This window comes from Blautia caccae (assembly GCF_040095955.1).
GTDB lineage: Bacteria > Bacillota > Clostridia > Lachnospirales > Lachnospiraceae > Blautia > Blautia celeris.
The window spans coordinates 48280-61612 of sequence record NZ_JBBMFP010000011.1 but is presented as its reverse complement, the minus strand read 5'-3'; the positions used below and the strand labels follow the sequence as shown (position 1 = coordinate 61612).

The following is a 13333-nucleotide window of genomic DNA, read 5'->3' as shown; positions in this document are numbered from 1 at the left end:
AGGTCACGTAAAAAGGAATGGTGCAGATGAAGAAGAAAAAGCCCAAAATGGAGTTCAGATATTACAAAATACCGGCGGACAGCCATATGCTTCCGCTGACAGGTGAAAATTTAAAACAGTGCTATGGTGTGGAGGTAGATTACCTTCATTTTCACAATCACATGGAAATAGGATACTGCTATTACGGAGAGGGTACATTATCCCTGGAAAATACAAAACATGAATTTCAGGGCGGCATGTTTTCCATCATACCCAGAAATTTCCCACACACTACCAACAGCAAATTAAATACCATAAGCAGCTGGGAATATCTGTTTCTGGATGTTTCCTCAATCATCAGCCAATTCCACCAGGCAAATCCTATTTTGTCGGATAAGATCATTCGGCAGATCAATAAAAAAGCATCCTTTCTCTCAGAGAAAGATTATCCTTTTACAGGACAGCTGATCCGTCGTCTGCTGGCTCTGGCCAAAGAACATCCGGTCTACTACAAAGAGGAGGCCGATGGGCTTCTGTCAGCACTTATGATGGAAATTGCCAGGATGAATCAGAGTGACACGCTGGAACCCGGGGAACATGACGCAGACAAACTGACAGTACTTTTATTAAATGTCGTGGACTATATAAGCATCCACTATCCTGACAATATTTCCGTAAAAGACCTGGCTGACAGATGTTTTATTACAGAAAATCATTTTCGCAAGGTCTTTACTGCATACATGAAAATGTCCCCGGCCCGCTATATCAATCTGGTGAGAATACAAATGGCATGTGACCTTCTGCAGATGAGCAATGATCCTATCGCAGATATTGCCTATAAAACAGGCTTTGAAACTCTCACCACCTTTAACCGAAATTTCAAAAAAATACTTGGTATTTCCCCCAGAGAATGGAGAAACCATCCCGAAAATTATGAACGCAAGCTTCTGGAATACAATATCCAGACAGAAGAAGGATGGTAATGCACAGAAAAAATGAGTGAAATTGCATAGTTTTTAACCGGAATTGATGACATGGATACCATTACCTATACTATAATGTGACCACAGTGAATCACAGAGTTTTCCGCACTTATAAGGTTCGGAGAAGGGCCCGTTCTGTGAAATATAAGAACCGAGAGGGATTATTATGAAGAAAAAAATGATTACTTTACTGTTGGCAGGCATTATGGCATTTTCTTTAAGTGCATGTGGCGAAACACAAGACACCAATGAGGATAAAAAAGAAACAAACGCGGATACTGAAACTACTCCTCAGGCTGAAAAAACAGAGGACGATAAAAATACGCTTATGGTCTGGGCCTGGGACCAGAATTTCAATATTTACGCCATGAAAGAGGCCGAAAAAATCTATCAAAAGGATCACCCTGATTTCAAACTGGACATTGTGGAACTGACTTCAGGCGATGTGGAAACCAAGATCGCAACCGCGGCTCTGGCTGATGATACCAGCATACTTCCTGATATTTTCCTTCTGCAGGATCATACATATCAAAAGTTTCTGGAGAGCTATCCTGACATTTTTTCTGATCTGAGCGATTCAGGAATCCCCTTTGACCAGTTCAGCGAATCAAAGGTGGCGGAATCCATGAAAGATGGAAAAAACTATGCCGTTCCCTTTGACAACGGAGCGTGTGTAGCTGCCTACAGGACAGACATTCTGGCTGATGCCGGGCTTTCATTGGACGATTTTACTGATATTACCTGGAGTAAATTTATTGAACTGGGAGAACAGGTGAAAGAAAAAACCGGTATTTCCCTTCTGTCAGGCAATGGAGGCAGTCCGGAACTTGTCATGATGATGATGCGTTCCACAGGTGCTACCGCCTTCCATGATGACGGCAGTGTGAATATGGTGGACAATGAATCCCTGCGCGCTGCTATGAACGTATATATAGAACTGGTTCAAAAGGGAATTCTTACAGAAGTCACTGACTGGGATCAGTATGTAGGCTCTCTCAACAGCGGCAGCGTAGCCTGTGCAATCAATGGATGCTGGATTTCCGGCAGTATTCAGGGTGCAGAGGACCAGTCAGGAAAATGGGGCATCACCAATATGCCGGCTCTTGATAATATCAAAGGTGCCACCAATTATTCCAGCAACGGCGGTTCCAGCTGGGCCGTTTCCAGTACCTCAAAGAACCCGGACCTGGCTGTTGATTTCCTTGGCAAAACATTCGCAGGCAGTGTAGAACTGTATGAAACAATTCTTCCGAAATCAGGAGCATTAGCCACATGGCTCCCAATGAAAGACAGCGATGTCTACAACGAAGGACAGGAGTATTACGGTGGTCAGGCAGTCTATGCAGACATTGTCGGATTTGCAGAAAAAGTCCCTGTAAGTGTCAGGGGAACATATTATTATGATGCCGTGGATGCTGTGGGTGTTGCGGTCTCCAACATTATCCAGACAGGCGCTGATTTTGAATCCGAGCTGAAGCAGGCACAGGATACCGTTGCATTTAACATGAACAATTAAGCGTATAAGCGCTGTGCTTGGAAAGGATGGATGATAATGCATCTGCATTATACCGGTAATGTATATGAAAACCTATCACGATCGATTAAAAGAACTGGAAACCTACACAGGAATGGGGGAAAAGCCGGCTGATTTCACAGATTATTGGAAAGATGCCCTGGAAGAATTAGACCGGATAAACCCTGATGTCAGTCTGCAGAAAGCAGAGTTTCAGGGCACACATACAGAATGCTTTCACCTGTATTTCACCGGAGTGAACGGAAGCAGGATCCATGCCCAGTATTTAAGGCCAAAAAACATTTCACACCCCATTCCTGCCCTGCTGCAGTTCCATGGATACCGCTGGAATGCCGGTGACTGGTGCGAAAAAATGGCGTATACCGACATGGGATTTGCAATAGCCTCCATGGACTGCCGCGGCCAGGGCGGACTGTCCGAAGATCTGGGAAGCGTCCGCGGAACAACTGTAACCGGCCACGTGATCCGTGGGATCACGGATACCAAAGAGAAACTTCTTTATCGTCAGATTTTTCTGGACACTACACTGCTTGCCAGAATCCTGATGCGTTTTGAAGAAATAGACGCCGAGAAACTGGGCGTATTCGGAACCTCCCAGGGCGGCGGCCTGGCAATTGCCTGTGCTGCCCTTACGCCGGAAATCAAAAAAGCGGCTCCGTGCAGCCCCTTTTTATCGGATTACCAGGGTGCCTGCTGTCACCAGGAATGCCAGGGTGCTTATTTGGAACTGTGGGACTACTTCCGTATCCTGGACCCCTGCCACGAGCAGGAGCAGGATTTTTTCAGACAACTGCAGTATATTGACATCAGAAACCTGGCTCCCTGGGTAAAGGCAGATGTTTTATGGGGAATTGGACTGGAAGATAAGGCATGCCCGCCTTCCACCCAGTTTGCAGCTTACAATGCCCTTACTTCCGACAAAAAAATGATTATATATCCGGAATATGGCCATGAACCCTTTCCTGGTTTTCAGGACAAAATGATGCAGTTTATGACCGAATTGCTTTAACTTTTCCTATACAAATGCCTCCACATACAGTATAATCAAACCAGAAAATCAAAATAATTTTTTCGAACAATAAAAGGAGGCATTTTTTATGAAACGATATGTTATGTCCGCGTAGCAAAGGCTATTGCGGATACTCATCAAATATAAAATAGCCTTTGTGAATCCTGGAATTTTAAAAATCAAGGAGGACAGGATGAGCTACAAAAAGGCTGATAAGATTCTTCCCAAAGAACTGCTTGAAATAATACAGCAGTACGTGGAGGGAGAGAGTATTTATATTCCCAGAAAGACGGAAAACAGACGTTCCTGGGGGGACACTACAGGAATCCGGCAGGAAATCGCCGCCCGCAATACCAGGCTGTTTCGTGATTATCAAAATGGCGCGGACCCCGTCCGGCTGGCAGATAAATACTGTCTGTCCCTGAAAAGCGTACAGAGGATCTTATTACAGGAAAAAAGAAAATAGTTGTAACTATTAAGCAGACAATGTCAATTGCAAATAGTTTCCTCTTGAGCAGATACCATATTTCCCAATGGGTATCTGCTCATTTTCTTTTGGAAAAAAGTTTAAGGTAGCACTCCCCCGCATCCTCCCGTTATAATAACCCCATATCGTAAAAAGGAGGAACTACCATGCTGGAACCCAAGAAAAATGCATAGCAGAGGCTATTGCATATTAACAATTTCATATTGAAATAGCCTTTGCAGATCCTGACCTGATAAAACGCGAAAGGAATATGCATATGAGCTATTTAAAAGAGGAGACCTGGACCATACTCCCTGCCTCCTCCTATAAAATCATCAGAAACTGTCCGAAATGCGGCACAAAATCCCTGTTTCAAAGTACCGGGGATTTCCGCATCAACGCCAATGGAAAATGTGTGGATATCTGGCTGATCTACCAGTGCGAAAAGTGCAGGTCCACCTACAATCTGACTGTTTTTGAGCGCATCAGCCCTCAAAAACTGCCCCGGAATCTGTATCAGAAATTCCAGGAAAACAACAGCAGCCTTGCCCTGAAAATCGGCACTGACAAGAAAATATTTGAGAAAAACCGGGCTGTTGTGAGGGAGGATTCTGTCTCTTACACCGTCTCCAAAAAAGAGGCATTTCCCTCTGTCTCCCGGCAAAATCCGACCGAAAACTGCCGGATGATCCATATCCAGAATCCGCATGACCTGAAAATCAGAACTGATAAATTTCTGGCCGAGCAGCTTTCTGTCTCCCGTTCCAAGATCAAACGCCTGTTTACAGAGGGCCTGCTGCGCGGCAGCAATGATGAGAATCTGGAAAAGATTCATCTCCCCCGCAGTCTGACTGTCCTTCTGGATATCGACCTCTGATACCTGACAAAATAATGAAACGGCAGAGAATGTCCTGACAAAAGACATTCCCTGCCGTATTCTTATTTCTTTCCAGTACCCTGAATCATTCATCCTGCATTTTCTGTTGCCGAAGCCGTATCTTTCTCCATCTTCTCAATGGTCCAACCCGTCTGCGCACAGATCAGAGACACAATGGGATTGATAAAATTCAGGAAACAGAACGGTGCATAAATCCCCGTTGTCACCCCAAGGACCCCTGAAAGAAACGCGGCATCTGTCCCCCATGGAACAAAGGGCGCACACAGGGTTCCTGTATCCTCCAAAGCCCTTGACAGATTCTTTGGATGCAGTCCTCTTTCTTTGTAAATATCCTTGAACATCCTCCCCGGAATAATCAGCGCCACATACTGCACGCCAGTGGCAAAATTGGTGAAAATTGTGGATAAAAGGGTTGCCGTTATGACTGTGGAATCCTTCCTGGCATTCTTCAGCGCCCGCTCAATAACTGTATTCACCATACCGCTCTTTTCCACGATACCTGCAAAGGAAAGTGAAATGAGAATGAGGCAGATGATCTCCATCATACTGGTCATGCCGCCCCGATTCAGCAGTTTGTCCACCTCTGCCACTCCTGTCTCAATGGAAAATCCGGAGAAGGCGGAGGAAATCACGGACTGCAGGTCAGCCCCCTGGAAAACCAATGCAAACACACATCCCAGAAATGCCACTGCGATCAGCCCAGGCAGCGCCGGTATCTTTTTGATCACCATGATAATGACCAGCACAGGCGGTATCAGCATGATTGGAGAGACATAGAAAATATCTTTCAACGTTGAGGTATACAGCTCCACCAGGGAGGAATCAAAATTATTCCCCGCGAATTTGATACCTATGATTCCGTACAGGATAAGTGCGATAATAAAGCTCGGCCCTGTGGTGTAGATCATATGGCGGATATGGGTAAAGATATCCGTCCCTGCCATGGCAGGCGCCAGATTGGTAGTATCGGACAGAGGGGACATCTTGTCACCAAAATACGCTCCTGATATAATGGCACCTGCTGTCATACCCGCGGGCACACCCAGCCCGCTGCCGATTCCCATCAGCGCCACACCGATGGTCCCCACTGTGGACCAAGAGCTTCCTGTGGCAGTAGCAATCACCGCACAGATCAGGCAGCTTGCCAGCAGAAAAACCGACGGGGATAAGATTTTCAGTCCGTAGTAGATCATGGTGGGCACGATTCCGCCCAGCAGCCAGACGCCGATGATAACACCAATTGCCAGAAGAATCAGAATCGCCGGTACAGCCGCCTTAATGGTATCCCCGATACCTTCCTGCAGTTCATCCCAGGAATATCCTGAACTCACAGCCACGATTCCAGCCACAATGGCCGCGATGAGCATTGCCACATGGGCAGGCCCCCCAAGACCGATTGTCACTGTCAGAAGTGCCGCAACTACAAATGCAAACACAAACACTGATTTAGAAAATGTCATATTTTTCTGCCGTTCTTTTTTCCCGCCACTCATAATTTTCCTTCTCCTTTTTTCCCTGTATGGAATGTGCTTTCTCTCTCTATCCAATCTGCCGCATCAAAAACGATTCCTTTTACCGCTCTTTCCTTGTACAGCTTTTCCGCCTCTGTTATCTTTAATTTTGATTCCCTGGTCCTGTTGCTTCTTATGCCTCTTATTTTATCAGCCAGCCACGCAGCGGCCTCCTCCCTGCTTTCCTCTGAATTTTCTCCGAGAAGATATGCCTTTTCAAACTCCACGGGCCTTATATCCACCGCCCCAATGAAGCCTTTCATGTCCTTCTTTTCATTATCCTCCTCTTTCCAGGAAATGCACAGGGAAATCTGCGCGATTGTGACCTCTCTTCGGCTTCCCAGCTTTACAAAACAACTTTTTCTTTCCTCCTCCAGGGGAAGCAGAATGGACGTTATAAGCTCATTTCTGCCCAGTAACGTGCACCCGTTTTCCAAAAGAAAAGATTCCGCATCCACACTGCGAATTCCGTTTTCTCCCAGGATCTCTATCTTCCCTCCGTACAGGAAGATACAGGGTATAATGTCACCGGCAGGTGAGGCATTTGCCAGACTGCCGCCCAGCGTTCCCTTGTTGCGTATCTGCTGGGATCCTACCTGACTGCAGGCCATGGCAAGCGCAGTAAAATATTTCCTGATAAAGGGATCTTCCGAAGCCTGGGTATGGGCAGCCATGGCACCGATTTTCAGCCATTCGCCCTGCCTTTCTATGGCTTTCAGTTCTTCCATCCTGCAAAGGCTTAAATACAGATCCGGCTCCTTTTTTCCTGACCTGATTTTCGGCATCAAGTCTGTACCGCCGGCCAGGATCACAGACTTTTCCGTCAGTCTCTGCAGATCCTCTTTCAGCTCACCCCAGCTTTTGGGCTGTAAATACTCTGTGCTCATACTGCACCTCCGTTCCCGCTGGCGGCCGCCTCATGAATGGCCTCCCGGATTTCCCGGTACCCGGAACATCTGCAGATATTTCCGGCAATGGCACGGTTTATCTCCTCCTGAGTGGGGTTGGGGTTATGAAGAAGAAGCGCCTTGGCGGACATTACCATGCCGCTGGTGCAGAATCCGCATTGAACAGCACTTTTTTTGATAAAAGCCTTCTGGATGGCATCCAGCTCACCGTTCTTTTCCAGTCCTTCAATGGTCAGCAGCTCGCTGTCCTCCAACTGTCCGGCAACAGCAAGGCAGGAATGGATGGCCTGTCCGTTTAAGACCACAGTGCAGGCACCGCACTCCCCCTCCCCGCACCCTTCCTTGGTGCCGGTCAGATGCAGATCCTCCCTGATAAAATCCAGAAGCCGTTTTTCCCCCGGAACCTCCATGGTCTTCTGCTCTCCATTTAATACAAAATTCAATCTCATACTGTTTTTCCCTCCAATGCTTCCAGAATGACCGCAGGTGTCAGGGGAAGCCTGGTCAGATTTGTTCCCAGCGCATCGTTGACCGCTGCCACAATGGCAGGCGCCACAGGCACTACCACAACTTCCCCTATGGATTTCGCCCCAAACGGGCCGCTGTTCTCAGGCTCTTCAATCAGCAGAGTCTGGTAGTCAGGCAGGTCACAGGCATTGGCCACCTCATAATTCTTAAAATTCGTTATGAGTGTCTGCCCTGTCACCGGATGTATTTTGATCTCCTCGCAGAGCGCCATTCCCATTCCCTGCTGAATACCGCTTCCAATCTGCCCTCTGCAGAGGTCAGGATTGATGGCTTTGCCAATATCATGTACAGACAGGCAGTGCATAATCTTTGTCATGCCCGTATAGGTGTCCACCTGTACCTCTGTAAAATGAGCTGCTGCCACGCCGGGATTTTCTCCGGCATTGGTGGTATTGGCATAGTAGATATCCTGTCCCATGGTCTGAATGGAATACCGGATGACTTCCGGCAGAGATATCCGCACGGTCTCCTCCATCTCCTTAAAAAACTCACCTGCCCGGTAGCGAAGAAAGCTTTTGCTGCATCCAAGGGCTGCCGCTGCCGTCTCCCTTGCCATTTCCAAAATGTGCTCACAGCACTGCTTCACAGACTGCCCCAGGGAATATACTGTCCTGCTGGCGTAACAGCCGTAATCGTAAAGGCTGTTCTGTGTATCCGCCTCGTTCAGCTCAATCTTCTCCAGACCGATCTCCATAATTTCGGACGCAATCTTCTTCATAGCCATCACAGTTCCGCAGCCGTGGTCATGGATTCCCACATGGATGATCAGGCTGCCGTCCTCCTGGATTCTGGCGGCTGCTGACGCCACATCCACCCTGTAAGGATAAAAGGAGCTGGTGTGAGATGCCAGCGCCATACCGATTCCGTATCGGTATCTTCTCTGTTCCCTGTTTCTTTTTTTACAGGCTTCTTTCCTTTCTTCCCAGCAAAAGACCTCCCGCCCTTTTAACAGACACTCCTGGAAATGGACATTTCCCACCGGAATCTTATGTACCACTTCTGTCTCATAGGGATAAAGGATGTTCTTCAGCCTGAATTCCACAGGGTCCATTCCCATCTCCCTGCACACCATATTCCAGTGGTTCTCTAAGAGCAGTGCCTCCTCACATGATCCCCAGCTTCGGAAACTTCCGTTTATCGGAGTATTGGTACAGACCACCCGGGCGTCAAAATGTATGTTTGGCATACGGTACACCTTTGCTATCTTCTCCCCAATGGTGGACGCATACCCCCTGGATACCGTAAGGTATGCGCCGGCATCCAGGGTACAGGACATGGACAGCCCCTCTATGGTTCCGTCCTTTCTGATCCTGCTCTTCACGGTTCCGTCCAGGCTATGCTTCATCATGGTATTCACAATCTGCTCTTCTCTTGTATACACCAGCTTTACATCTGCCTCCAGCATTCTGGCAGCATACGCGGTCAGCGGCTCCAGCAGTGTCTCCTGTCTGACTCCAAAGGACCCGCCCATGGGCGCCTTGATCACACGTACTCTTGCGTAGGGCATCCCCAGATACTGCGCCACTGTGCTTCTGACGCCAAACACGGACTGGCAGCCCGACCATATGGTGAGCTTGTCCGACGAGGCATCATACGCAGCCCTGCAGGACTGTGTCTCCATAGCCAGATGCGTCATTCTTCCGATATGGGATCTGCTCTCATGGAAGAACTCTCCCCGGGCTGTCTCAAAGTCCCCGTATTCAAAGGAAGGGACCTCATAGACATTTCCATCTCCGTGCAGGGGCAGTGCCTCCAAAGCTGCTGCCTCCTCCACAGATATGGCTGCCGGAAGTTCCTCGTATTCCACTGTGATCAGCTCACATGCTTTTGCTGCCGTCTCCTCCGAATCCGCCACAACTGCCGCCACCCTTTCACCCAGAAAGCGGACATGCCTGTCAAAGAGCTTTTCCTGGTTAGGTACATTTTCCCAGGCTTCCACTCTGCCCCTGTCGTAACAGATATCCGGGGTGTTTTCACAGGAGTACACTGCCGCCACCCCCGGAAGTGCCAGCGCTTTTTCTGCATCCACCCGGCGGATGATCCCGTGGGCAACCGTCCCTGCCTTCAGCCGCATATGGAGCATACCCAAAGACTGCATGTCACTGCAGTATCTGACCCGCCCGGTCACCTTGCCGTAAGCCTGGTCATTTGACAATTCCTTTCCAATTACTTTGTATTTTTCCATTTTTTCCACCGTTTACTGCCTCTCGGATTTTATTTTTTCAAGCATACAGGCACCGTATCAAAAAAATATCAAAAAAGAAGTGTCAAAAAAAATTATTTTAATTGTAATCTTTTGACGCCTAATTTATAATAAGGAATAACATGATAGTAAAGCTTTTGACAGGAGGTATTTTATGAGTCAGCAACTGGCGGTATCCATGCTGGGCAGCCCTTCCATCCTGCTGGACGGGTCTCCCCTTGTTTTTCCCTATCGGCAGGCAGAAGCCATTCTGTATTACCTTTTTCTGAACAAAGCAGTGAATAAATATACCCTTGCTGACCTTATATGGGAGGATAAATGTTCGGAGGAGAAGACGAACTCCAATCTGAGAAATGCCTTTTATATCATCCGGAAGAATCTCGGGAAGGACTTTCTGGTAAAAGAATCCGGGGATATCATCAGGATCAATCCGGCCCTTTTTCCGATGCTGGACACAGACCTGTTTCTGAAGGATGAAGACAATACAGGACTATACAGAGGTGATTTCCTGGAGGGCTTTTACCTGAAAAATAATGTATCCTTCAATGAGTGGGTAACCAACACCCGGCAGGTCTTCAAGGCCCATTACCTGAAAAAACTGCACCGCGCCATCTCCCGGCACTATGATTCCGGAAATTTTGAGCTTTGTGAGTCCCTCTGCCAAAAACAGATGCAGATAAACGAATTCGATGAAACTGCCTACAAATACCTGATGCAGATCTATCTGTCCAGAAAGGAATACACCCAGGCCCTGCACATCTATAACTGTCTGGAATCCCTGCTGGAACAAGAGCTTTTTGAAACTCCCGCAAAAGAAATACAGGACCTGGCCCTTGCCATCGAGCAGACCTGGAACGAGGAAGTGAACAAGATTCTGGAGGGCAAAAAAGAACTGAAATCCCCCAGACATATTTTCTCTGTCTTCTGTGGAAGGGAAGCAGAACTGGAGCGTATGGAAAAGAACCTGTCCTCTCTCGGTCAGGATGATCCGGTACGGCACATGCTGCTTCTGGGCGAAGCCGGGGTCGGAAAAACGCGGCTGGCAAATCAGGCATTATCCGCCCAAAACCTGCCGGCAGATACCCTTCTGCTCACCTCCCGCTGCTACTGTGCGGAGGAAAAATACATATTAAAACCATGGCAGAAACCTGTGCGGGAGCTCCTGCAGTATCTCACAGACACGGGGAATGCGGCGCAGCATATGTCTCTTGTACAGAGCATACAGGCACTATTCCCCTTCACTCAGGAGCAGTGTCATCCCATGCCGGACGCTGATGACATCTCCACCCTGGATTACAAAAGCATACAGAGTATCTTTGTCAATGGCCTGATCCGTCTGTCCTGCTGCGTGCCTCTTGTTTTCTTTTTTGACGACATACAGTGGGCGGATAAAGTGAGTCTTTCCCTCATGAGGGATATCATCACCAGCCTGAAGGACTACAGCCGGCAGAACCTCCTTTTCCTGTTCGCTGCCCGCAGCGGTCTGGAGGGAGATGCAGAACGTTTTGCCGAGGATATGTGTTCCATCGGCCAGTTGGAATACATCGCTGTGAACCGCTTTGACTACCGGGACACCATATCCCTTGCCTCCTGTCTGCTGCCCGGATATGCTTTCACAGACAGTGTGAAAGAACAGTTATTTCATGAGACAGAGGGCAATGCGCTTTTTATCACAGAGGCTGTCAACACCATAAAATATCACGGCTCCCCTGATGATATCACCCCAAATATGCGCAATATCATCAAGCAGCGTGTGGCTCCCGTACCCCCGGAATACCGTCAGATTCTGAATCTTGTGTCCATATTTTTTGACGGGGTATCCTATGACTGCCTCTCGGTCCTCTCCCGGAAGGAGGACTATGAGCTGGTGGAAATTCTTGAATATCTTCTGAACAAGGATCTGCTGAAAGAGGATATGGACCAGGAAAACACCTTTTTCTCCTTCTCCCATCAGAAGATCATGGAGTATGTATACGACGAAATGTCATGGACGAAAAAGAGAATCCTCCATAATAAAGCTGGCCATTATTTAGAGGGCCGCCTCCTGGGAGGCCCTGCCGATATGGCACTGTATCCCAAGCTGATCTTTCACTTTGAGAGAGGGGCCAACCGGCAGAAATATCTGAAATATGCGGTCAAATATCTATACAATTACCTGAATGTGACCCACGAATTCTTTCCGATCATCGGTCATAACCTGACCCTGTTCACACTGGATATGAGGGAGGAGACAAGTGACCGCCTGTCAGCGGATCTTAGCAGCATTGAGGATCTGCTGTACACGGTGGAGAACAAGGTAAATGAATCTTCTTTTGAATTGTTTGACGGGGAGAATTCCAGGGAGGAACAGCTTGAGATCCTGTCCGATTATCTGCACATGATAGGACGGCATTATATACGGATATGCAGCTATGAGAAAGGCCTGTCCTACATTTTCAAATTAAAGGAACTGAACCGGCAAACACCCACCCCCTTTCAGCTCACCAAGCTTCTGCAAGCGAACCGCCAGTTGATCTGCGTATACATCAACCGATATGAGCCCGATAAAATGGAAGAAATCGTATCCGAATCCCTGCAGCTTCTGGCACACACAGATTTCACGGATGAGGTGGCTATCTGGAAGCGGCTGCAGGGCCTGGGCGATATTATGAAAGGCAGTCTTAAGAAAGGGATTTCCCATCTGCAGGAAGCCATTGCAATCTTCAGCAATTCTCCTGCCAGGGACGAGCATCTGTACAATCTGGCTGCCGCCTATTCCTGGATTGGGGAGGCATTCCGGCATTCCATGGAGTATGAAAAGGCCATGGAGTATTATGAAAAAGCCCTGAAGATCAGCGGAAGCAACTTCCTGGTCAGCGGCGTATCTGTCTTCTACGCCTACGCGGGCATGGCAGCATGCGACAACGGCAGCCTCTGCTCTGCCGAAAAATATCTGACAGAGTCCATCGCGCGCTACGAACAGGGAAACCTTATGTGGGGGCGCAGCCTTCCTTATTCCTATTATTCCCGGATACTTTTGGAAAAAGGAGCGTGCAGTGAAGCCCTGGCGCACCTGAAGACAGCGCTCGGCTATGCGGAAAAACTGGAAAATCCTTATGAAATGGGAATCATATACCGTATTTACGCGCAAATAAAAGCCGGCATCTATTCGGCTTGTGATAACGACATATCTGTACAAAATGCACTGCCCGCGGACGCGGCATATTATTACCATGAGGCGTGCCGTATGCTCAGGGATGTATATTCCCCCGTGGATGAACAATATCTGGATGCGGTCGCGGAAAAAATTTCAGAAAATTAAAAAAGCCTGCCAA

At 48.0% G+C, this 13333-nt stretch carries 10 protein-coding genes; 6 read left to right on the top strand and 4 right to left on the bottom strand.

Annotated elements, in window-relative coordinates:
• Positions 1 to 26 precede the first annotated feature (26 nt).
• The 5 genes from WMO65_RS13650 (at position 27) to WMO65_RS13630 (ending at position 4848) form a co-directional block, all read left to right on the top strand.
• On the top strand, positions 27 to 962 hold the full coding sequence (locus tag WMO65_RS13650) for an AraC family transcriptional regulator (RefSeq protein WP_187370644.1): 936 nt from the start codon (positions 27 to 29) through the stop codon (positions 960 to 962).
• A 166-nt stretch (positions 963 to 1128) separates the two neighbouring features.
• Positions 1129 to 2478 carry an ABC transporter substrate-binding protein gene (locus WMO65_RS13645; protein ID WP_148393198.1) on the top strand — a complete coding sequence of 450 codons (1350 nt, stop codon included), beginning with the start codon at positions 1129 to 1131 and terminating at the stop codon, positions 2476 to 2478.
• A 64-nt stretch (positions 2479 to 2542) separates the two neighbouring features.
• The gene (locus WMO65_RS13640; protein ID WP_148393199.1) at positions 2543 to 3505 is read left to right on the top strand and encodes an acetylxylan esterase; all 963 of its coding nucleotides are present in this window, start codon (positions 2543 to 2545) and stop codon (positions 3503 to 3505) included.
• Positions 3506 to 3698: 193 nt separating this feature from the next.
• The gene (locus WMO65_RS13635; RefSeq protein ID WP_033139018.1) at positions 3699 to 3971 is read left to right on the top strand and encodes a CD3324 family protein; all 273 of its coding nucleotides are present in this window, start codon (positions 3699 to 3701) and stop codon (positions 3969 to 3971) included.
• A gap of 277 nt (positions 3972 to 4248) precedes the next feature.
• The gene (locus WMO65_RS13630; RefSeq protein WP_187370645.1) at positions 4249 to 4848 is read left to right on the top strand and encodes a DUF1062 domain-containing protein; all 600 of its coding nucleotides are present in this window, start codon (positions 4249 to 4251) and stop codon (positions 4846 to 4848) included.
• An 89-nt stretch (positions 4849 to 4937) separates the two neighbouring features.
• On the opposite strand, the gene nhaC is transcribed toward WMO65_RS13630, so the two are convergent.
• From nhaC to WMO65_RS13610, 4 genes are read right to left on the bottom strand one after another with little or no spacing between them, the layout of a single operon-like run.
• Complete coding sequence (nhaC, locus tag WMO65_RS13625; RefSeq protein WP_148393201.1) at positions 4938 to 6362, bottom strand: Na+/H+ antiporter NhaC; 1425 nt, start codon at positions 6360 to 6362, stop codon at positions 4938 to 4940.
• A complete protein-coding gene (locus tag WMO65_RS13620) occupies positions 6359 to 7267 on the bottom strand; it encodes an FAD binding domain-containing protein (RefSeq protein ID WP_148393202.1) in 909 nt (302 codons plus the stop codon). The genes nhaC and WMO65_RS13620 overlap by 4 nt, the downstream gene beginning before the upstream one ends.
• A complete protein-coding gene (locus WMO65_RS13615) occupies positions 7264 to 7737 on the bottom strand; it encodes a (2Fe-2S)-binding protein (protein ID WP_148393203.1) in 474 nt (157 codons plus the stop codon). The genes WMO65_RS13620 and WMO65_RS13615 overlap by 4 nt, the downstream gene beginning before the upstream one ends.
• Entirely contained in the window at positions 7734 to 10001 is a 2268-nt protein-coding gene (locus WMO65_RS13610) for a xanthine dehydrogenase family protein molybdopterin-binding subunit (RefSeq protein WP_148393204.1), read from the bottom strand. Before WMO65_RS13610 ends, WMO65_RS13615 begins: the two co-directional genes overlap by 4 nt.
• A 172-nt stretch (positions 10002 to 10173) precedes the next feature.
• Between WMO65_RS13610 and WMO65_RS13605 the strand changes: the two genes are divergently transcribed.
• Positions 10174 to 13320, top strand: coding sequence for an ATP-binding protein (locus WMO65_RS13605; protein ID WP_148393205.1), 3147 nt, complete (start codon positions 10174 to 10176; stop codon positions 13318 to 13320).
• The last annotated feature ends 13 nt before the right edge of the window (positions 13321 to 13333 follow it).